At 64.1% G+C, this 20,855-nt stretch carries 17 protein-coding genes and 1 pseudogene; 10 read left to right on the forward strand and 8 right to left on the reverse strand.

Translation table 11 applies throughout. The features are described 5' to 3' along the window. Window positions 1–49: 49 nt before the first annotated feature. On the forward strand, window positions 50–958 hold the full coding sequence (locus OXU42_07555; GenBank protein ID MDE0029239.1) for an ABC transporter substrate-binding protein: 909 nt from the start codon (window positions 50–52) through the stop codon (window positions 956–958). 35 nt (window positions 959–993) lie between these two features. On the opposite strand, the gene OXU42_07560 is transcribed toward OXU42_07555, so the two are convergent. Then, window positions 994–1,587, reverse strand: a complete 594-nt coding sequence (locus OXU42_07560; protein ID MDE0029240.1) for a hypothetical protein — start codon at window positions 1,585–1,587, stop codon at window positions 994–996. 95 nt (window positions 1,588–1,682) lie between these two features. Between OXU42_07560 and OXU42_07565 the strand changes: the two genes are divergently transcribed. From OXU42_07565 to OXU42_07575, 3 genes are all read left to right on the forward strand, one after another. After that, entirely contained in the window at window positions 1,683–6,113 is a 4,431-nt protein-coding gene (locus OXU42_07565) for a DEAD/DEAH box helicase (protein MDE0029241.1), read from the forward strand. Window positions 6,114–6,384: 271 nt separating this feature from the next. Next, entirely contained in the window at window positions 6,385–8,577 is a 2,193-nt protein-coding gene (locus tag OXU42_07570; GenBank protein MDE0029242.1) for a DNA methylase, read from the forward strand. Continuing rightward, a complete protein-coding gene (locus OXU42_07575; GenBank protein MDE0029243.1) occupies window positions 8,561–9,592 on the forward strand; it encodes a hypothetical protein in 1,032 nt (343 codons plus the stop codon). Before OXU42_07570 ends, OXU42_07575 begins: the two co-directional genes overlap by 17 nt. A 103-nt stretch (window positions 9,593–9,695) precedes the next feature. On the opposite strand, the pseudogene OXU42_07580 reads toward OXU42_07575, so the two are convergent. The 3 genes and pseudogenes from OXU42_07580 to OXU42_07590 all read right to left on the reverse strand — a co-directional run bounded on the left by OXU42_07580 (window position 9,696) and on the right by OXU42_07590 (window position 11,921). After that, a pseudogene (locus OXU42_07580) lies at window positions 9,696–9,995 on the reverse strand (ISAzo13 family transposase). 19 nt (window positions 9,996–10,014) lie between these two features. Next, window positions 10,015–10,770 (reverse strand): DUF429 domain-containing protein, encoded by a 756-nt coding sequence (locus OXU42_07585; protein ID MDE0029244.1) that lies wholly within the window; start codon window positions 10,768–10,770, stop codon window positions 10,015–10,017. 254 nt (window positions 10,771–11,024) lie between these two features. Beyond that, on the reverse strand, window positions 11,025–11,921 hold the full coding sequence (locus OXU42_07590; GenBank protein ID MDE0029245.1) for a hypothetical protein: 897 nt from the start codon (window positions 11,919–11,921) through the stop codon (window positions 11,025–11,027). Window positions 11,922–12,326: 405 nt separating this feature from the next. Between OXU42_07590 and OXU42_07595 the strand changes: the two genes are divergently transcribed. The 3 genes from OXU42_07595 (at window position 12,327) to OXU42_07605 (ending at window position 13,505) form a co-directional block, all read left to right on the forward strand. Beyond that, a complete protein-coding gene (locus tag OXU42_07595) occupies window positions 12,327–12,623 on the forward strand; it encodes a hypothetical protein (protein MDE0029246.1) in 297 nt (98 codons plus the stop codon). Further along, on the forward strand, window positions 12,620–13,288 hold the full coding sequence (locus OXU42_07600) for a nucleotidyl transferase AbiEii/AbiGii toxin family protein (protein MDE0029247.1): 669 nt from the start codon (window positions 12,620–12,622) through the stop codon (window positions 13,286–13,288). The genes OXU42_07595 and OXU42_07600 overlap by 4 nt, the downstream gene beginning before the upstream one ends. Window positions 13,289–13,349: 61 nt before the next feature. Further along, window positions 13,350–13,505 carry a hypothetical protein gene (locus OXU42_07605; protein ID MDE0029248.1) on the forward strand — a complete coding sequence of 52 codons (156 nt, stop codon included), beginning with the start codon at window positions 13,350–13,352 and terminating at the stop codon, window positions 13,503–13,505. Here the strand turns inward: OXU42_07605 and OXU42_07610 are convergent, their stop codons facing one another. Together OXU42_07610 and OXU42_07615 are read right to left on the reverse strand one after the other, a co-directional pair. Further along, a complete protein-coding gene (locus OXU42_07610) occupies window positions 13,506–13,730 on the reverse strand; it encodes a hypothetical protein (GenBank protein ID MDE0029249.1) in 225 nt (74 codons plus the stop codon). Window positions 13,731–14,094: 364 nt separating this feature from the next. Next, complete coding sequence (locus OXU42_07615; protein ID MDE0029250.1) at window positions 14,095–14,826, reverse strand: IS1 family transposase; 732 nt, start codon at window positions 14,824–14,826, stop codon at window positions 14,095–14,097. A gap of 482 nt (window positions 14,827–15,308) precedes the next feature. Between OXU42_07615 and OXU42_07620 the strand changes: the two genes are divergently transcribed. Both OXU42_07620 and OXU42_07625 read left to right on the forward strand, forming a co-directional pair. Continuing rightward, on the forward strand, window positions 15,309–15,584 hold the full coding sequence (locus OXU42_07620) for a hypothetical protein (protein MDE0029251.1): 276 nt from the start codon (window positions 15,309–15,311) through the stop codon (window positions 15,582–15,584). Window positions 15,585–15,813: 229 nt separating this feature from the next. Further along, a complete protein-coding gene (locus OXU42_07625) occupies window positions 15,814–16,206 on the forward strand; it encodes a hypothetical protein (GenBank protein ID MDE0029252.1) in 393 nt (130 codons plus the stop codon). 449 nt (window positions 16,207–16,655) lie between these two features. Here the strand turns inward: OXU42_07625 and OXU42_07630 are convergent, their stop codons facing one another. Beyond that, entirely contained in the window at window positions 16,656–18,041 is a 1,386-nt protein-coding gene (locus OXU42_07630) for a lysine 2,3-aminomutase (GenBank protein MDE0029253.1), read from the reverse strand. Between the two features lie 300 nt (window positions 18,042–18,341). Here OXU42_07630 and OXU42_07635 point away from each other — a divergent pair, with 300 nt between their 5' ends. Further along, window positions 18,342–19,613, forward strand: coding sequence for a Glu/Leu/Phe/Val dehydrogenase (locus OXU42_07635; GenBank protein MDE0029254.1), 1,272 nt, complete (start codon window positions 18,342–18,344; stop codon window positions 19,611–19,613). Between the two features lie 39 nt (window positions 19,614–19,652). Here the strand turns inward: OXU42_07635 and OXU42_07640 are convergent, their stop codons facing one another. Next, window positions 19,653–20,798: a M48 family metallopeptidase gene (locus OXU42_07640; protein ID MDE0029255.1), complete on the reverse strand. Its 1,146-nt coding sequence runs from the start codon at window positions 20,796–20,798 to the stop codon at window positions 19,653–19,655. Window positions 20,799–20,855 lie beyond the last annotated feature (57 nt).

The following is a 20,855-nucleotide window of genomic DNA, read 5'->3' on the forward strand; positions in this document are numbered from 1 at the left end:
GGGCCAGGCCAGGTCCCGACGATACGGGTTTGACCCTCCGGTCGCGATCATGACCTCGTTGACCCCCATCCGACTCATCCAGTTCCGAGCCGCCTACAACCTGCCTGTGCACGCGGCCATGGAGAACGGCATCTTCGCCGGCGCGGGGCTCGCCGTGGAGATCGAGTACACACCGGGCTCCGCGTATCTCGTCGAAGCCGTGCGCACGGGCCGCTCCACCATCGGCCACGCGGCCGCGGATGACGTGGTTTGCGACGTGGAGAACCAGCCCGGCTCGGACCTGTTCGCGTTCATGGGGCTCCACAGCGGCCTGCTGAGCCTCGTGGGCGCGCCCGGGTGTCCCGACATGGAGTCCCTGCGCGGCAAACCCCTGGCGGTGGACGCGCGCGACAGCGGCTTCGTCTTCATCCTGGAGAAGGCGCTGCGCGACCACGGTTTCGGCGCGCACGAATACGAGCTTGTGGAGGTGGGCGGCTGGGAGAGCCGCTACCAGACGCTCATCGAGGGCAGGCTCTTCGCCACGCTGCTCACCCCGCCCTTCGTCGGAGCCGCCCTGGAACGGGGCTGCCACGTGATCGCCCGTGGCGAGGAGATGGCGCCCGTGTACCAGGCGACGGTGGGCCTGGCCAAGCGCTCCTGGGCGGAAGAGAACCGGGAGCACTTGGTCCACTACATCCGCTGCTATGTGGCCGCCACCCAATGGTGCTTCGCGCCCGAGAACCGGCCCCGCTGCCTCGACATCCTGGCGCGGTACAACGGCCTCACCGGCGGTGCCGCCGAAGAGACCCTGGACGCCCTGCTGGACCCTGCCCACGGCCTCTACCCCAAGGCCGCGCTCAACGTCCCCGGAATTGCCGCCGCCCTCGATCTCCGCGCCGGCATGGGCTACATCGCCTCTCCGCCACCTTCGCCGGACAAGTACATCGACGTTTCCTACTACGAAGCGGCCGTGAGGTGATTCATGAAGGGCGCGCGGCAATGACGGGTTTGCTTTCACAGCGAGAACGACAATTGCACCGGCGCATCCGCCCGCACCACGGGCGCGCGCTCGGGCAACTCGGCGAGTTGTGACTCCAGCCAGCGGATGTAGGTGCGGCGGACGGGCCGCTGGCGGATGGCCTCGACGCACAGGGAGCGCACCGGGCGGGCGTAGTGGCGCCAGTTCTCGCGCACGGCGCGCGGCATGCGCAGGTAGGTGGGGGCGTCGTCGCAGAAGAGTTCGCTGCGCGCCAGGGTCCAGATGTCACACTGGGTCTCGCCGATGGGAACCGGCTCCCACGCGGGGACTCCGTCCGGCGGCGGCAACTTCGTCAGCCCCTGCAGCAGGTGGGTCAACTCGTGGCCGATGGTGTTGTGGGTCAGACCCCGTACCCGGAGACGGATGTACAACGGCAGCCGGAACGCCCTGGGAATGAACGCGACCCCGAGCTTGGCCTTCGTATGGCCCACGTGGATCTTCATGTTCCGCAATTCGGGGAACTGGCGCACGGACGACACGATCATCCGCACCGCCCGGCGCGTGAGACGCTTCTCCATCTGCGGCGTGAACGACATGGTCACGCCCATTCCGGGTGATAGCAAGTTCATCGGCGGTTCGCGCGCCATCGGTCCGGCACGGTCCCTGTCCCGTCCCGACGGCCCTGTGCTAAGATGCGTTGGGTAACCAGGAAGACTCTAACGCAGTGATCGACCGATTTCATCCTCTGGTACGCGACTGGTTCCGGGACCGCTTCGGCAGGCCGACGGCGCCGCAGGCGGCGGGCTGGGAGGAGATCGCCCGGGGGCGGGACACGCTCATCGCCGCTCCCACCGGCTCGGGCAAGACCCTGGCGGCCTTTCTCTGGTCCATCAACCAACTCATCGCCCCGGCCGAGCCGTCGCGGGACCACACCCACGTGGTCTACGTGTCGCCGCTCAAGGCCCTGGGCAACGACATCCAGAAGAACCTGCAGGAACCGCTGGCGGAGATCACCCGGTCGGGCCGGCTCCGGGGGCTACCGCTGCAGGACATCCGCACCGCCGTGCGCTCGGGCGACACCCCGGCCACCGAGCGGCAGCGCATGCTCTCCCGGCCGCCGCACATCCTCATCACGACGCCGGAGTCGCTCTACATCCTGCTCACGGCCGAACGCAGCCGCCAGTTGCTGAAGCACGCGCACACGGTCATCGTGGACGAGATCCACGCGGTGGCCGGGGACAAGCGCGGCGCCCACCTGGCGCTCTCGCTGGAGCGGCTCGACGCCCTGGCCGGGAGCCCGCTGCAGCGCATCGGTTTGAGCGCGACGCAGAAGCCCATGGACGACATCGCCCGCCTGCTGGTGGGCGCGCGCAGGCTGCGGCCCGACGGCGCGCCGGAGTGCGCCATCGTCGACGTGGGCCACAAGCGCGAACTGGACCTGTCCATCGAAGTGCCGGACCAGGAGCTGGGGCCCATCACCTCCCACGCGCTGTGGGCCGAGGTCTACGACCGCATCGTGCAGCAGATCCAGAGCCACCGCACCACCCTAGTGTTCGTGCACACCCGCCGGCTGGTGGAACGGGTGGCGCACCAGCTCACCGACCGGCTGGGCGAGGGCAAGGTCCTGGCCCACCACGGCAGCCTGTCGCGCAAGACCCGGCTCGAAGCCGAGCAGAAGCTCAAGGCGGCGGAGGTGCCGGTGGTGGTGGCCACCGCGTCGCTAGAGCTGGGCATCGACATCGGCCACGTGGAGCTGGTCTGCCACATCGGCGCGCCGCGCTCCATCGCCACCCTGCTGCAGCGGGTCGGGCGCTCGGGGCACTGGCTGGGCGCCGTTCCCAAGGGCATCCTGTACCCGCTGACCCGCGACGACCTGCTCCAGGCCGCCGCCGCGATCTACGCCGTGCGCCGGGGAGAGCTGGACCGCATCGGGCTGGTCCGGGAACCGCTGGACGTGCTGGCCCAGCAGATGGTGGCCACGGTGGCAAGCCTCACGCCCGCCCACAAGCCCGGCGAAACCCTGCCACTCCTGCCCGAGGCCAAGCCGCCGTCGGGCATTGCCGAGGAAACCCTCTGGGAGCTGGTGCGGGGAGCGTATCCTTTCCGCGACCTTTCTCGCGGCGACTTCGAACAGCTGCTGCACATGCTGTGCGAGGGCGTGGCCCCCGCCAGGGGCCGGCGCGGCGCCCATCTTCACCGGGACAGGGTAAACGGAATGCTGCGGGCGCGCCGGGGCGCCCGGCTGGTCTCCATCACCAACGGCGGCGCCATCCCCGACACCGCGGACTACGACGTGGTGGAGGCGCACAACGAGACCTTCGTGGGCAAGGTCAACGAGGACTTCGCCATCGAGAGCCTGGCCGGCGACATCTTCCTGCTGGGCAACACCTCGTGGCGCATCCAGCGGGTGGCCTCGGGCAAGGTGTGGGTGGAGGACGCCCACGGCGCGCCGCCCACCATCCCGTTCTGGCTGGGGGAGGCACCCGGACGCACCCTGGAGCTGTCGCGCGCGGTCTCCGACGTGCGCGAGACCGTGGCCCGGCACGCCGCCGCGGGGGCGGACGCGGGCGAAGCGGCCACGTCCGACAGAGAAGCGGCCGGGGCCCCCGGGGAACCGCCTGAATCGTGGCTTCAGCGCGAAACCGGGGTCGGGCCGGCGGGCGCGGAGCAGATCGTCGCCTACGTGAATGAGACCCGCGCCATGCTCGGCTGCGTGCCCACCGTGGACCGCATCGTCGCCGAGCGCTTCTTCGACGAGTCCGGCGGCATGCAGCTCGTGCTTCACACGCCCTTCGGCGGACGCATCAACCGCGCCTGGGGCCTGGCGCTGCGCAAGCGCTTCTGTGTCAACTTCGACTTCGAGCTCCAGGCCGCGGCCACCGACGACGGCATCGTGATCTCGCTGACCGACCGCCACTCCTTCCCGCTGGACACGGTCTTCAGCTACCTCAGCCCGGCGACGGTGGAACGGGACCTGACCCAGGCGTCCCTGGCCGCGCCCATGTTCACCAACCGCTGGCGCTGGAACGCAAGCCGCGCGCTGGCGGTAGAGCGCTTCAGCCGCGGCAAGAAGGTGCCCATGCAAATTCAGCGCATGCGCGCCGAGGACCTTCTGGGCGCGGTCTTCCCGGACCAGGTGATGTGCCAGGACAACCGCGCCGGACCGGTCGACCTGCCGGACCACCCCCTGACCCGCGAGACCCTGGAGAACTGCCTGCGCGAGGCCATGGACGTGGACGGCTTCAAGGAAACGCTGGAACGGCTCGGGCGCGGCGAGATCGCCACCGTGACAGTGGAGACCCCCGCGCCCTCCCCCATGGCCCACGAGATCCTCAACGCCAACCCCTACGCGTTCCTCGACGACGCCCCGCTGGAGGAACGGCGCGCCCGCGCCGTGGCGCTACGCCGCACCGACCCGGACCTGGCCCAAGGCATCGGCGCCCTGAGCCCCGAAGCCCTGGCGGAGGTGACGGCCCAGGCGTGGCCGGACATCCGCGACCCCGACGAGTTGCACGACCTGCTGCTGACGGTGATCCTGCTGCCGGTGCGGGACGCCGAGCCGTGGCAGCGCTACGCAAAGGAACTGATGGCGGCGCGGCGGGTCACCGTGGCCGAACCGGTACGCGGGGAAGGCACCCCCTTCTACGTAGCCGCGGAACGGCTGGCGGAGGCCAAGGCCGTGATGGGCGACTTCCGTATGACTCCGCCCGTAACTTCACCGGACGCAGCAAAACCCGAGGTCGTACCCTCCCCTGACGAAGCCCTCCGCCTTACCGTGCAGGGGTGGATGGAAATCAGCGGCCCGATCACCGCCGAAGGGTTGGCGGCCCGCACCGGCCTTGGCCTTGAATCGGTGGAGCGGGCCCTCACCGCCCTGGAAGTCTCCGGCGTGGTGCTGCAAGGCCGCTTCTCGCCTGGCGCCGGCGCCGATGCGCCGGTGGAATGGTGCGAGCGCCGGCTCCTGTCGCGCATCCATCGCCTCACCCTGGGCCGGCTGAGGCGCGAGATCCAACCCGTGTCGGGCGCCGACTTCATCCGCTTCCTGCTGCGCTGGCAGCACGCGCAACCCGGCGCGCAACTCCACGGGCGCGACGGCGTGCACCAAGTCATCCGCCAACTCCAGGGCATGGAGCTTCCCGCCCCGGCGTGGGAGCAGCATGTCCTGCCGGCCCGCATCGCCGCCTACGACCCCGCCGAGCTGGAGCACCTGTGCCTGGCGGGCGTGGTCACCTGGGGCCGGCTGCGCCGCGACACCGGTGAACCGGAAGACGACCCTTCCGTGGCCAAGCTCTGGGACGCCACGCCGCTGGCATTCAAGCCCGCCAACGGCAAGACCCGCCGGACCACCCCCACCCGCTCCGCGCCACTGGCCTTCGTCGTCCGCGAGGACCTGCCACACTTCCTCGATCCCGAAGCCCTGGACTGGCGCGGCCTCCAGGGACTGTCCGCCCCGGCCCGGGACGTGGCCGCGTACCTGGAAACCCACGGCGCCTCCTTCCTCGCCGACATCGCTCGCGGGACCGGGCACCTCACCGTGCGCACCGAACGCGCCCTGTGGGAGCTGGTTACCCGCGGGCAGGTCACCGGAGACGGCATCGCCGGTCTGCGGATGCTGCTCACCCCGGAACTCAAACGAAAGGAGAACCGGCGCGGCGGCCGCAAGGGCGCGGCGCAAACCATGCCCGTGGGGCGCTGGTCGCTGTGGCGCAAGGAAGACCCCGGCGCACCCGAGGCCGCCACCGAGACCCTGGCGCGCCAGCTCCTGCAACGCTACGGCGTGGTGTTCCGGGAACTTCTGGCGCGGGAGACCCGCTGCCCGCCCTGGCGCCTGCTGCTCCAGGCCTACCGGCGCATGGAGGCCCGCGGCGAGATCCGCGGCGGCCGTTTCGTCAACGGCTTCGTGGGCGAGCAGTACGCGCTGCCCGACGCCGTCGAGTCCATGCGCACCGTGCGCCGACTGCCTCCCGACAAGGAACCCGTCATCGTGTCCTGCACCGACCCCCTGAACCTCGTCGGCATCCTCACCCCCGGCCCTCGGGTGCCCGTGCAGTCGCACCAGTTCATCGCCTACCTGAACGGCACCCCCGCCGAGATCGGCCCCCTCGGCAACGTGCTGAGCCGCGTGCAGCCGGTCACGGGGTCGGGGGTCGAGTAGGCGTCCGGGCAGCGGGGCACGGTGACATTCAATCCATTTTTCGACGTTCTTCCCGACGAGAAACGGAATCTGTGGCCCGCGCTCGCGGAAAACCTCGATTCCTTCGTCCTCTACGGCGGCACCGCCCTCTACGGCAACCGCGATTGTCATAGTGGCGACTCTCTGACTTGAATAGCTGACAAAGACACCGCGCTTGATATGGTAAAGAGATGGCGAAGGTAACGAGCAAGCTTCAAGTGACGCTTCCCGGGGTGCTGAGAGAGGACCATCGATGAGCATTGAGCGCCGTTTCGATGTTCCCCTGATTGCAGAGCTGGCGCTCAGGGAGAAACAGATCCAGCAGAACTATCGGCCGATTATTGGTGTTCACAAGTGGTTTGCCCGTCGTCCGGGAACTCTGTTTCGTGGACTGATGCTCGCGGAGTTCGGGAATGGTCGCCTGGAGGACGCTTTTTTTCGATCGAATGACCTGTCAGGGACGCGGATCGCAGACCCGTTCATGGGCGGCGGGACGCCGCTGATCGAGGCGAACCGACTCGGATGCGCCGTGCAGGGCTTCGACATCAACCCGATGGCGGCGTGGATCGTCCGAGAGGAAATCGAACACCTGGACGTAGCGGCATATGAGCGGGCCGCCCGCTCTCTGATTGCCGCCCTGGACGCCGAAATCGGTCCATATTTTCGGACATCGTGCCCTCGCTACGGAGACACGAACGTCCCGGTGAAGTCCTTTCTTTGGGTCAAGGTGTCGGAATGTGAAGGCTGTCGAAAACCATTGGATCTCTTCCCGGGCTATCTTCTCGCCGAGAACAAGCGACACCCGAAAAATGTCTTGGTCTGTCCAGTCTGCGGCGAACTTAACGAGGTCGACGACCGAAGAAATCCCGGAGATTGTACGGCATGCGGAACCATGCTGACCCAGACCGGGCCCGCCCGCCGAGGCCGTTGCGCCTGTCCAAGCTGCGGTTACTCCAACGTCTATCCAGGCCAGCTTCAGCAACCTCTTGAGCACCGCCTTTTCGCCATCGAGTACCACAACCCGAAGCGGAAGACGGGGCACAAGGGCCGTTTCTTCAAGAAACCCGACGCCGAGGATCTTACTCGTATGGCCGACGCTGTAGAGCGCTGGGCACGGACCGTCCCACGCTTTGTGCCGGACCAGGAGATCCTCCCCGGAGACGAAACCCACCGACTACATCGATGGGGCTACACCCGCTACCGCGACATGTTCAATCCCCGCCAACTCCTCGGCTTGGAGTTGAGTTGCCGCTTGGTTGCCGAGACCGGGAACCGCCGCATCCGGCACGCGCTGGCGACCAACCTCTCCGACCTGTTGCGTTACCAGAACATGCTTTGCCGCTACGACACCATGGCCCTGAAATCACTGGATATCTTCTCGGTCCACGGTTTCCCGGTTGGATTGGTACAGTGTGAATCCAATTTCCTGGGTATCGCCAACGGTGGCGGCGTCAACGTCGGCTCAGGCGGCTGGTCCAACATCGTCGACAAGTACGCAAAGGCGAAGCGCTATTGCCAAGCCCCGTTCGAGGTTCAGCGCCACTACCGGCGTAAAGTAAGAGTTCCCATCGATGGCGAATGGATCGGCGAGAGGCTCAACGATAGCCGAAGAGAGGTCGCCATTCGTTGCGAGGATGCCGCGGACGTAGAGCTGACGCCGCGAAGTCTCGATGCAGTGTTCACCGATCCGCCTTATTTCGGAAACGTCCAATACGGCGAATTGATGGATTTCTGTTATGTTTGGCTGCGCCGTCTGGCCGGCAACAAAGCCGAGGGATTCGACCGCCCATCCACCCGTTCACCAAGCGAGTTGACGGGCAATGTCACCGAGGAACGCGGCCTGGAACAGTTCACGGAAGGGCTGGCTAAAGTCTATTCGCGCATGGCTGATGGATTGAAGTTGGGCGCTCCCCTGGTCTTCACTTATCATCACAACAAGCTGGAAGCCTACTACGCAGTCGGTGTCGCCATACTGGACGCGCGCCTTGTCTGTTCCGCATCGCTCCCCTGCCCAGCGGAAATGGGCGGTTCGATCCACATCCACGGCACAGCGTCCTCCATCATCGACACGGTCTTCGTATGTCGCGCTTCGGGTGCGACACCGAAGCGCTGGCTGTTCGAATCACCAGAGCAACTCTCCACGATCCTGAGGGAAGACTTGGAAGGCTTGGAGAGGGCCGGCAGAACGCCCACCCACGGCGATCGCCGATGCATCGTCTTCGGCCACCTTACCCGCATGGCGGTCTGGAAACTCCGCGAGCGCTGGAACGTCGAACTGTCCACCAGGAGAAAGTTGGCCAACTTTGCCGAGGCGGTCTTGACTTATGGCAATCCGGAGCAACTCGTGGAGCGCGTGGCAACCGGTCAGCCAGGGGCACCACTACAGGGATCCTTGTACGTAGCGGACGCACCCGCCGAGGAGAGACTGAGTGCCGTTCCCTTTTGAAGTCGGTTTCGACGAGCTCCAATCCGACCTGGACGGGTATGTGGACGCCGTTTTCGCGTGTCTCGAATCAGAGTTCCTGGTCATGCCGAAAGGCAAGGGTTTCGTCGAATTCTCGACATTTGAAAACGGATATGAAGCGCTGAAACGTGCCACCGGCGGTTTCCGGGAGGTCACGCCAGAGAAGGTTGCGTCGGCCGTCTTTGAGGTCCCGATCTCACTGGTTGTCCTTCGCTGCATGCTGGGGTTCACTCCGCCGGAGTGGGCGTACTACGCTAGCCGACACACCGGCGTCACCGTCACCCAAGGCGCCGCGCGAGCCATCGACCGCAAACTTCGAATGCAACCCGGGGAGGCCTTGCCAAAAAGCGGGACGGCGACGGAACGGCGTATTCACGCGCTGATCGCAGCCGCTTGCCACATCATTCAAACTGGCGCGCCCGGAAATTCACCCGGCGAACTTCACAGGTTCGACAAGGCTGATACCAAGGCCGGACTTGCCAGCCTACAGTCATTGGCGGATATGGGCGTTCCTTACTCCATCCTGCTCTACGAACGCCTGCTCGGCCGGCCGTTTGCCGGGCATCGGGACTCCATCAGCGAACTGGTCGGAAACATCGTCGAGAACGCCATAGAGGACGTCCTGTCCCGCGCTGGCATAAGCTTTCGCAAAACCAAGCGGGCGGAGCGGTTGCCCGGATTCGACCAAGCCCCTGATTTCGTGATCCCCAATGAGTTCAACCCAAAGGTCGTCATCGAGGCCAAGCTCACCGAAGACGACGGTACTGCCCGCGACAAGGTAACACGCGTCCAACATCTCGGCACGCTGAGCATGGAAGGGCAACCCGCAGGCCGCCCCCGGTTCGAAGTAGTGGCCTGTATCGCGGGACGCGGCTTTGGCGTCCGCCGTGAAGACATGAAAAAGCTGCTTCTCTCAACCCGCGGCAAGGTCTTCACGCTGCAGAACCTTCATCAACTCGTGGATCACACGCGTCTTGCGGACTTCCGCTCCAGGTAGAACCGTTCCGCGCGTCCGCAACTTGGAAAACTCTGACGGGCGGCGTGTCCTTGGACCCGTGTGCTAAGTAGTCTCGCCAAAATAAATTGGTCAATCAAGGATGTTATCTGAGAAACACAATGTAATTCCACTCGCCATGGAATGCGTCGCGCTTGATGGACAGAGTGTCCATATGCTCGTCGTTCACCTACCGACCGGTCGGGTAGTAGCCCTGGTCCAGCTCCCAGCGGATGGCGAGGCCGCCCCTGGTGATCGTGGCGCCGATCAGATTGACCACCACCTCGTGGCTCACTAGCGGTCGGCCGCGCCAGTTCTCGGTGATGTGACAGGACATCCGGTGCTCGATCTTGTCCCATTTTCTGGTGCCGGGCGGGAAGTGAGACACCGAGATACACAGCCCGATCGCGGTCGGCCAGCTTCTGCTATGCCCTCGCAGAGGAGCAATTCGGGGCGCGGCACCAGATCCACCCCTCTCGGCTCGCGACGTCGATGTTTGGAGGCTGGGTGGCGTCACCGCGGACAAAGTCCGCCGCCGCCAAGACGCATACCGCAGCATCCAAAGCGTCGGCGTTGGCGATTACCGCATCCCAACAATCCCCGGCAAAGGAAACACCTGGTAGGCTCCTTGCGATTTCTTCGCGGCCGCGTCTGTGATCGGGGTTGTTCTTGCGCTTGTATCGATCACAACGTATGCAATGCGACTTCAACGTCGCGGCGGGATAAACCTCGATTGCTTGGACGCCCCCAAGATTGTCATGGCACCAAGCGAGTGGGATTGGGTTGTCAGTACTTTCTCGTAAGAATTCCAGTTCTTTTAGTGCGGCGTGAGCGGTGCGTGCGATGCGGTTCGCACCCACGTCAAGCGGTTGCTTGCCAAGCCGATTGTGAATATCCCGATCAGTCGAACGACGGAACATATCGTTCGGGCAATTGCCGACCGGGTTGCCGGCTGAGTGTTCATGGAGCGCTTCGCTAAGCGCGATAGGCCAACCTAGCGGGGCGTCGAGGGCTACCAGGACATCTTGGCCCGCAAAGTTCAACACCCACTCGATCACTCGGCCCCAAGGGTTACTGTCCCCCGCATAGATCTCCAGAACTTCTACCGGATCCCCCATCTCAGCAAGGGCGATTCCTACATCGCGCGGTTTCGTGGCGCAGTCGATGCCGACAAGATACATAAGGAAACCCCATCCGATGCGGAACGAGTTATGGAATTATGGCTTGACGGTTGACGATTCGCAACAGGATGGACCGAACGGCTCCTCCGACAAACCGCGGACGACTCAAACGGACATGGGTTCGGTCTGGAGGCAGGCCCTATAACGCGTGAAGGACATTCCAGACCGTCGCTGCCTCCACAGTCGCCGTATCCTCCACTGCCCCTTTGAGATGAAAACCGCCCACAACGCCCCGACCCTTGCTTGGGTCCGCTTCAATTCAGCTTGATATCCTGCGCCTTGCCTTTGAGTAGAACTCTTTGCCTCCCAAGAACTTCCACCAACCTTTGCCGATGCCCTTTCCAGACTCTTCCGTCTCGCTGGGCCGCATCGAAACCGAACACCACGAGCCTCGGTTTCGCGTCTATGGACAGCGGTTTCTCTGCGATGCTCTCGAGCAACGCGTGGCGCTCCGGACGCCGTTTCGCTACGCCGCGCAGACACCGGAGGTTGCGGCAGACGTGGCGGTAGCGGTCGACTATTCTCGCGCGATTCTGATCAAGAAGCGCCGAGTACTCGCGAATCTGCTCAATGACTCTTGGCGTCCTCCCCTTCTCAGCCCGGAGGTCGCGGTTGGCGAAACGCTTCGCCTCGAAGAAGACGACGGTCGCCCCGTCGTCCGAGACCTGGAGTGCCGCGAAGTCCACGCGCGGAGCCGAGGGCCGCGTCTCCGCCGTTCTCGGGAGCCCGAACCCGATCTCCACGTCGAGGATGTTCGGGTTTACGTCAATGACCCTTTGAACGCCGGCCTTCTCCTCGCCCACGTAGGCGTTTGCCGCCCGCTTTATATCCTTCACCTCTTTCGGCGACTCCACAAACAGCGACGAGGCATCTTCCGGGAAACGATACGCTCCGTCGACGAATCCCACATAGGGGTCGTCAACCGAAGGGCGCAGAAGGTATTTGTAGTGGGTCCGGCCGACCACCGCCCCTGCCTCACACCATATCTCAGCCAAGCTGCACCCGTGATAGTACACATTCAAGCGGTTGTCGCGGATAGCCACGAACAGTTCCCTATCGTCGACGAACGCGCGCCACCAACCGCCCTTGGCGTATTCCATGTTCAGGCATTCGACGAACTCGTCATCAAGACCGCGATCGAACGTCGCCATCTTTCCTCCTGCCCCCCACCAAAGACCAAACGGAAACCACCATACCGAGCCGAAAGGGTATCCACGACGCCAGCCCGCCGGAGAGGTTACCACAGCGGTAGCTGTGCAGGCCACCAAGCGGCGGTAGCCGCACCTAGCCAAAGTTTAACAGAGGTAACCAGAGTCATTATCTGGAACGCCCGTACGTACGCGGAAGTCAATGGGCTCAACGAACCTGTCGGAGGATTTCAGCACCGTCGCATGTACGGGACCGTAAGGGTCCGCAATCCATTCGCCGCGCAGTAATTCACTCGGAACGATGCACGCACAGCAGACGCTGGGACGCTTGTTGCAAACGGCACTGCAAGCCTGCATTCTGGACCGATGGAGACGAAGCCGCACGTTGAGGAACGCAACCTCGACCCTTTGACTAGTGACACGCGCGCACCGTCCATGGCCAGGAAGTACGTCTGGTGGCAACCGCCGGAACGCACTTTGGCGGACCGGCCACTGTTCCTGGCGCAGATGATGAACGTCGGCACCGCCGACGACATCCGCTGGCTGCTGTCGCTGGTCTCCAATTCCGAATTGCGGGAAGTGCTGCGCGATCCACCCATCGGCATTTTCAATCCCCGCTCCTGGAATTTCTGGCATCTCCGCCTAGGATTGACCCCGCCTCCCGAGTTGCCTGTGCGACGTCTGCCCCCGGAGATCCCGCGGTGACGTTCAAGCCGTTCCTGGACGTTCTTCCTGACGAGCAACGGAGCTTGTGGCCCGCACTCAAGGACATCCCCGACTCCTTCGTCCTTTACGGCGGCACTGCTCTCGCGCTGCGATTGGGCCACCGCGCGTCGGTCGACTTCGACTTCTTCTCGTCGGACCCCGTTGACTTCGACCTCCTGTTCCGCCTCCCTTTCATGACACAGGCTGACGTGCTCCAAAGGGCACCTGACACGTTGACCGTCTCTACTTCACCCCGCACTGCAACGAATCCGGTGAAAGTCTCTTTCTTCGGCGGCATCGACACAGGCCGCGTGGGAAGTCCGGAGATGACGGAGGACGGAGTGTTGCGGGTGGCCTCACTGTTGGACCTGTTCGGGACGAAGCTCAAGGTGCTGCTGCAACGTGTCGCGGCCCGCGATTATCTCGATCTGGCGGCTATTCTGCGAACCGGCGTGCCGCTCAAAGAGGGACTCGGCGCGGCGGGAACCCTTTACGGACAGCAGTTTCCTCCAACCGAAGCGGTCAAGGCCCTGTCCTACTTCAACGAAGGCGACGCCACGAACGTGGATCCGGCAACGCAGGCCTTCCTTTCGAAGCAGGCGGCCGCCTGGGACTTTACCACAGCCGAGATTGTCAAGGTGGCCGACTCTCTGGGTACTGTGTGAATTTGAAATCGAGCGCCGGCAAAGGGCGGTGGTAGGCTCCTCCTCAGAAAGGAGGTGCCCCATGCCCGAATGCGGTTGCACGAACGAGAAGCCCTGCGAATGCGAGGGCTGTCAGGAGAAGGATGCCCTGATCCGCATCCTCTACGGGAAGGTCGACGAGCTCGAGAAGGCCCTGAAGGAGAGCGCCCAGCTCAACTCAGCGGCGACGAGGCACTGATCAACTGAAGAGCCGCTGGTCGACGAGCTCTTCGGCGGTGAGCCGGGGAACCTTGGATCGGATCAGACGGTCCATGTCTGCAAACCTCTGCCAGCGCCGGGAGTGGTGCTCCAGGGCGCCCGCCATGCTGCGAGTGTCAAAGAGGTCGTCGAGGCGATGGGAACGACGGAAGCGGCCCTCCGCGACGTCGAGGCGGTATTCGAGTTCAGCTTGAGTGAGGAGCATAGTGCCCTCCCGTGGTTTGTAGGAGGGCTTGACCACTGCGATGACGAGCGGTACAAGGAGAAAGCTACTTGACCTTGTGGCCCTCCGGGGCCAGGGAGCCGCCTTTGGGCGGCTCTCGTCTTTTCAGGGAATGGTATCTGGACCTGGCGGCGCCGTCAAGGTCCTTCCAGGCAGTATCCACAGGGCCGTGCATTGTCATATCTCTTCTTCGCTTCACGCTTTGCGTCTCGGAATGATTTGAACTTCCCGAGGTACATCCGATGTTCCGCCTTCATTTCATCGAGCCATCTGCAGGCACCCTCCTGATGAATGACATGGCCGTCATTCGGTTGAGCCTTCGTATTCACGTAGTACCGATTCTTCATTAGCCGTACCTCTCGATCACGTCCAGAAGCCACTCGTAGTCGTGGAGCTCCTTGGTGAGTCCGGCTTCCATCGCCGGTGTGCACCGGATCGTCTGATGGATACGCACCCAGTTGTAGTGGAGGAAGTGGATGTTGACCGCGTAGACGTGGTTCTCCAGCTTCTTCGAGTGCGCGTTCGTCCGGCGCGCGAAGCGCTTGATGTGCGTCCGGATGGTGAGATTCTGGCGCTCCACGAAGCTGTTGGTCGCGTCCCCGAACTCGAAGTCCACGTTGCCCCCGAAGGCCTCCTTCACGGCCGGCGGGTAGACCGTGTACTCGTCCGTGGTGAGCTGGATGCGGTTCGAGATCCGCGAAGCCAGGTCGCGCATGAACATCCGGCCCTCGGCTGAGCCGCGCCCACCCGTGAGGTAGGAGATCACCAGCTTCGTGTCGGTGTCGATGGCGACCCAGGTGTAGACGTCCCCGGCCTCGGGGGGCGGCGACTTGGCGTCGCGAAGATTACCGGACTTGGCGTAGATGAAGGAGTGGATCTCGTCGGCCTGGACGTTCTCAGCCGCTACGTTTCTTACGTGCAGGTCGTGGTAGGTTGCGCTGGCTCTCCCCGCCGTCTCGAGGAGCGACAGAACCGTGTGAGGGTCGATCCCCAAGGTCCTTGAGATCGACCTGATGCCCACGCACTCGACGAGGAGCTGCAGGACCTGGATCCGCTTCTCCCGAGGTAGCCGGTTCACCTTCCGATTTTACCACATTCTCGCCGCGCGGGGTGAATTTCAGGGTCATCCGGGTGCGAAGAGACTGCGGGTCCATCGGGACCTGCCCCGTGGCCATTTGCACCACGCGCTTCGCCGCTTTCGCGGGGTCGCGGGGGATCTCGTGGCTCCTGCGCTTCGCCATGGCGGGCCTCCTTGCGTTCACCATACCATAGAACCCGCGCGTAGCATGAACCCAAACAATTGACAACCGTTTTTTCATTGTGTAGCGTCGGAGTTGAACGCATCCAACGGGAGCCCGTGTGTCGGGCCTTCCGTGAAATACAAGAGCCCTGCACATGGCGCGGAGTAGCTTCCCGCGCCTGGGCGAATACGCGGACACTCCAACTCCCGTTGAGGTGCGTTCGAGGCCCGGCAACCCCGCCAGGCCGCGGACAGCAACGGCGCGCGCAACTGGCTCGAACAACGGATGACGCGTCGGGACAACTCACGGGAGGTGTGCCATGGTGCGAATCGTGCTCAGTGTGCTGTGCTTGGTTGCGTTGGCCTTTCCGGCCGGCGCTCACTACATCGGGTTCCCTCACACCCACGAGCAGCGCCGGCCAAGCGTCGGGGACATCTGGGGCCAGCGGCTCCAGCAGGAACGCCGGGAGTGGCAACAGCAGCGGAACTACGAGCGGGACCGATACTACAACCCCCGCTACAACAACACGCTCACGACATTCGACTGTCTCGGGGAGAACTTCAGGTCTTGCCAGGGGCTCCCGCCCAGGCGGTAGGGGTGGTCCGATGCGCGCATTCCTGCTCATCGTCATGTTGGCGGTGGCCGGTGTGCCCGTGCCTGCACCGGCCCAAGTTCAATACCACCCATACGCACCCCCGCCTGATCCCTCCAGCTACCCGAATCCCTGGGACTCCATGTCCCGCGGGTTCGAGCGCGGTTTGGAGATGGGGCGCCGTCTCCGGCAAGAAAGAGAGCTTCGCAAGCGCCGCGAACACGAGGCCCGCATGCGCGAACTGGAGCGGGCCGAGGCGGCACAGCGTCTGCGCATGCTCGAAGAAGAGCGACGCCGGCGCGAATACGAGCAGAGGCAACGGGAGCAAGCCGCCGCCGCTGCCCGCGCCCAAAAGCCGGATACGGCAGAGAAGGACCCTGGGAATGACCTCCCCCTGAGTGGGGAGGAAATGGCAGCCATGATCAACGATGAAGGGTTCTTGAAGTACTTCTACAGTGTCGTCGATGCCCAGTCGATAGAAGAACGCCTGAGACTGTTGAAGGCCAGGATGGAGGAGAATGGGTGGCACGACGCCGGATTGGAGAAAAGCATACGAGAGCACAAGTTCATTGCGTTACTCGTCGAAAGAGCGCAACGAAGGAAAGAGAGGGGTGAACAGAAGTGAGAGGGAGGTACATTGACACGGGGGCCAGCAGACCGCCATCCGCTGACCCCCTCAATCGGAGGAGGATTCAATCACATGGCAACGGAAAGGGCCGATCTGCATGGAGGGTTCAGCGTCGAGAGTCTCAGTGATGACGATGCAAGGATACATGGCATCGATCCCGGGGGGACCCCCCTTGGCGTCTTGACCGTCTATACTACTGCCGAGAACGGTAGCCGACTTACCACTCGCTACATCTTCCCCCAATTTGCGTTGCGTAACTTGGCCCATGAAATCCTCCGGCGATTTCCAGACGACGGCTAGAGCTTGCTCAACGTTAGCCCCGCTTGTCAACCCCAAATTCACACAGTACCGACTCTCTGGGTTGAACAGCCGCCACGGACAAGCCGAAACAAGGAAGGGGGCGGTGCTTGCACACCGCCCCCTTTCCTTGTTGGTTGCGCGCGGGCTCAGTGCTTCGTCGTCGGCCACCTCCCCTGCACCATGGCGTTGAAGTCATCCGTGAAGAAGAACTTCTCCTGGCCGAAGGCGGGGCGCAACTGGTCGAACCAGGTGGCCTCGGGGTCGTAGGCGGCGAAGAAGGGGCGTCCGACCCAGTCGGGGTTGCGTCCCTGGAGGAAGCGGAGGATGAACACTTTCTCGCCGCCGATCTCCTGCACGTCCTGGACCTCCACCTTGCCCGGGGTGGCGCTCATGCTCGGGCCGCGCACGGTGCGGGACAAGCCGGAGACGAACTTGTAGGCGTTCTGGAAAATTTCGCAGCAGCGGTCCAGCGGCACCTCGAAGTAATTGCGCGCGCCGGTGTCGCGTTCCACGAACATATAGTAGGGGATCATCCCCAGCCGCACCTCTTCCTCCCACATGCGGATCCACACGTCCGAGGAGTCGTTGATGTGGCGCAGCAGCGGCGCCTGGCAGCGGATCACCGCACCGGCGTCGCGCAGGCGGCGGATCGCCTCCCGGACCACGTTGGTCTCAAGCTCCCGCCAGTGGTTGAAGTGGGCCATGATGGCGACGTGCTTGCCCGCCTTCACGATCTTCTCCAGCAGCCGCAGCATGTCGTCCGCGTCCTCGTCGCCGACGAAACGGTAGGGCCAGAACGTCAAAGCCTTGGTGCCGATGCGGATGTCCTGCACGTGGGCGAACCGCGGGTCGTCCACCAGCGGCTCCAGGTAATTGGCGAATACCGCGGTCTTCATGATCATGGGGTCGCCGCCGGTCACCAGGAGGTCGGTGACGTCAGGATGCGTGGCCAGATAGTCATGCAGCCCGTCCGCTTCCTTGGCGACGATCTTGAGCTCGTTGTCGCCCACGAACTGCGCCCAGCGGAAGCAGAACGTGCAATAGGCGTGGCAGGTCTGCCCCTGGCTGGGGAAGAACAGCACGGTCTCGCGGTACTTGTGCTGAAGACCGTGGATCGTCTCGTGCCCGACCTGGGGGATGTTCAGCTCCCGCTGGCCGGCAGGGTGCGGGTTGAGTTTCTCGCGGATCTCGTGGGCACCTTCCTTGATCTCCTTCGCCGAAGCGTCGCGCCGGAAAAGGTCGGCCATACGCAGGAAGTCGTCCTCCTCGAGCATCCCCTGCTGCGGGAAGGTCATCTGGAAGACCGGGTCGTCGGGCACCCGGTCCCAGTCGATGAGGTGGTCGATCACGTACCGGTTGGAGCGGAAGGGCAGCACGTTGGCCACCACTTTCATGGCGAAGCGGTCGTCCCTGGGAAGACGTTCGAGCTGCGAAATTTCGTCGAGATGCTTCGTCGACAGCGCCTTGTAGCGTTCGGAGGGAAAGATCGGCGCCTCCCGGGTGAGGTACTCTTCTTCCGCTTGAACGGACATCGCCCCCGGGTCGCGCGCGGGCTCTTTTCCGGTTTCCGACGGGACTTTGCTCATGACTCACCTCCCAAGTTATCGGGTCTCGTCTTTCGAGCCTTGGCTCTGAGTAGAAGTATACTCCGTAGACGGCAATTTGAAAGACAGAATTGAGAATAATCGTTGCCAACATAGTATTGCAAGGGCCGTGTACGCTCTCGGAGGAGTGATTTTTTCGGCCTTTGCCGTTTTTTCTGCTTTACTATTCATTAGGGGCGATTGGTTATTCGGATACAGCCTCACGAAGGCTCGAAAGGAGCGAACGTCATGGCCACGGATCTGTTTTCCACCGCGCGGGAGCGCCTCGAAGACGCCGCCCGCTATCTCGACATCGAGCGCGAGATCATCGACCAGCTCCGGTATCCCAAGGAAACGCTGGCCGCCACCCTGCTGGTGCGCATGGACGACGGCTCGCGCAAGGCGTTCAAGGCGTGGCGCTGCCGCTACGACGACACCCGCGGCCCCACCAAGGGCGGCATCCGCTTCCACCCCGCGGTGAACGTGGACGAGGTGATGACGCTGGCGTTCTGGATGACCTTCAAGTGCGCGGTCGTAAACCTCCCCTTCGGCGGCGCCAAGGGCGGCGTGTCGGTGGATGTCAAGACCCTCTCCCGGGCCGAGCTGGAGCGCCTGAGCCGCTCCTACGTCGAGGCGTTCTCGCGCTTCATCGGACCCGAGCGCGACATCCCCGCCCCCGACATGTACACCAACGGCATCGTCATGGCCTGGATGGCGGACGAGTACGGCACCATCACCGGCCATCCCAGCCCGGCCATCATCACCGGCAAGCCGGTGGCGCTGGGCGGCTCGCTCGGACGTGACGACGCCACCGGCCGGGGCGGTTTCAATATTCTGAACCACCTGAAGGAGGAGCTCGGGGTCAGCCGCGAAACGTCGCGGATCGTGCTGCAGGGATTCGGCAACGCCTCGTTTCACTGCGCCCGCCTCCTCCACGACGACGGGTACCGCATCATCGGGCTTTCGGATTCGACCACGGCCATCCATGACCCCGACGGCATGAATCCCTACGCGGTGATGGAGCACAAGAAACGCACCGGACACGTCGCCGGAGCGCCCACGCACGGCACGGCGCGCGAGCTCGACAACGCGGCGCTGCTGGAAACGGAATGCGACGTGCTGATTCCCGCCGCGGTGGAGAACCAGATCACCGAAACCAACGCGGCCAGGATCCAGGCGCCGGTCATCCTGGAGCTCGCAAACGGCCCGACAACGCCGGCCGGCGACGCGGTCCTCGACAAGAAGGGCACGGTGGTGATTCCCGACATCCTAGCCAATTCGGGCGGGGTGACGGTGTCCTACTTCGAGTGGGTGCAGAACAAGGCTGGCTACTACTGGCCGGTGGAGGAGGTGCACGCCAAGCTCAAGGCCATCCTGGAGCCCGAAACCCGGCGCGTGTGGGACGTGGCCAGGGACAAGGCCGTCAGCATGCGCACCGCCGCCTATGTCCACGCCCTTGAGCGCATCGGAGACGCGGTGGAGGCCCGCGGCACCAAGGCGTTCTTCAACCCGTTGGGCTAGTGTCCTGTCTGGTCACTAGGGCCGCCGCGGGCCGTTCCTTCAGCGGATCCTGATCGGCGGCGGTGCGGTCCGCGTCCTCCAGCAAATGAGACGGAGTCTCCGCCATTCCTGGTGGTCGCCGCCGAATACCTTTCCGGTGGCGCGCGGCGCGCGGCGCACGGTCTCGATACGCTCGCGGGTGAGTGGATGGGTCGAAAGGAAACCGGAAAGCGCACCTTCGCCCTGTGCCTGCGCCGCGAGCGCCCGAGTAAAGAACTCCTCGAATCCCTTGGAATCGATTCCCGCGGCATACAGGCGTTCCAACGCATAGTCGTCCGCCTGCCGCTCAGCTACGCGGGAGTAGCCGCTGTTGAGCACCCATCGGCCGAGTCCCGTGATCAGGATACCCCCGGCCACGTCGCCGGTCACGAGGCCCACCACGACCGAGACGGCCGCCGTACGGTACAAACCCTGGATCGGGTGGTCGTATTGGATGTGGCCGATTTCATGAGCGATGACGCCCGCGACTTCCTCCGCGCTCAGGGCGTTGTCGATGAGCCCCTTGGTCAGGACGACGATGCCGCCGGGCAGGGCGAATGCGTTGTCCATCCTCGTATTGATCACGACGAGGCGCAAGGACGGCGGCTCGGGCATGTTCGCGGTGACGCGGACGGCCATCACCCTCAGGGCGTTCTGTCCCTCCGCATCGTTGCAATAGGTCCGCCGGTGCCGGGGTGGTCCGCTGGGGTCGATCTGGACGAGACGGGCGAGCTGCCGCAAAGTCATGAAGCCGATGCGTTCCCTGACGGTGTGCGGAGTGACCGCCGCCAATTGCTCCGACAGGGAAGGCACGACGACAAGGAGAATGAACGTGATGGACCCGACGGCGGCTCCGGCCCACCCCACGATGCGGGCAAGGCCTCCCCATGACAGACGCACCTGGCGATAGAGCCGGGGCGCCACCCCCTCGAGCGCCTCGACCACGCCGGGATCGTCGACCACCAGTCGCGCGGTGGTGCCGTCCAACCCGATCCGCACAGGCTCGCCCTCACGCGGCGGCTCCGCCAGGATCACCCGCTCGGCCGGCCAGTGCGCCAGCATGGCCCCGTGCACGGCGAAGACGACGATGCCCACATCCGTGACGGCGATGACGGTCGGTTGTGCCCGGGCCACGACGCCATCGTAGTAGTCGGCTGCGAACCTCATGCCTAGTGTCGCGTCCCATGATTTCCTGGCATAAGTTGCGCAGGATTTTTTGTCGTC

It is taken from the genome of Deltaproteobacteria bacterium, from assembly GCA_028818775.1.
Classification (GTDB): Bacteria; Desulfobacterota; Binatia; order UBA9968; family JAJDTQ01; genus JAJDTQ01.

What these genes read in the sequence shown, in the direction of transcription:
- OXU42_07555 (MDE0029239.1), top strand. Translation starts at nt 50, where the DNA reads ATGACCTCGTTGACCCCCATCCGACTCATCCAGTTCCGAGCCGCCTAC.
- OXU42_07560 (MDE0029240.1), bottom strand. Translation starts at nt 1,587, where the DNA reads ATGAACTTGCTATCACCCGGAATGGGCGTGACCATGTCGTTCACGCCG.
- OXU42_07570 (MDE0029242.1), top strand. Translation starts at nt 6,385, where the DNA reads ATGAGCATTGAGCGCCGTTTCGATGTTCCCCTGATTGCAGAGCTGGCG.
- OXU42_07585 (MDE0029244.1), bottom strand. Translation starts at nt 10,770, where the DNA reads ATGTATCTTGTCGGCATCGACTGCGCCACGAAACCGCGCGATGTAGGA.
- OXU42_07590 (MDE0029245.1), bottom strand. Translation starts at nt 11,921, where the DNA reads ATGGCGACGTTCGATCGCGGTCTTGATGACGAGTTCGTCGAATGCCTG.
- OXU42_07605 (MDE0029248.1), top strand. Translation starts at nt 13,350, where the DNA reads ATGCCCGAATGCGGTTGCACGAACGAGAAGCCCTGCGAATGCGAGGGC.
- OXU42_07610 (MDE0029249.1), bottom strand. Translation starts at nt 13,730, where the DNA reads ATGCTCCTCACTCAAGCTGAACTCGAATACCGCCTCGACGTCGCGGAG.
- OXU42_07620 (MDE0029251.1), top strand. Translation starts at nt 15,309, where the DNA reads ATGGTGCGAATCGTGCTCAGTGTGCTGTGCTTGGTTGCGTTGGCCTTT.
- OXU42_07625 (MDE0029252.1), top strand. Translation starts at nt 15,814, where the DNA reads ATGCGCGAACTGGAGCGGGCCGAGGCGGCACAGCGTCTGCGCATGCTC.
- OXU42_07630 (MDE0029253.1), bottom strand. Translation starts at nt 18,041, where the DNA reads ATGTCCGTTCAAGCGGAAGAAGAGTACCTCACCCGGGAGGCGCCGATC.
- OXU42_07635 (MDE0029254.1), top strand. Translation starts at nt 18,342, where the DNA reads ATGGCCACGGATCTGTTTTCCACCGCGCGGGAGCGCCTCGAAGACGCC.
- OXU42_07640 (MDE0029255.1), bottom strand. Translation starts at nt 20,798, where the DNA reads ATGAGGTTCGCAGCCGACTACTACGATGGCGTCGTGGCCCGGGCACAA.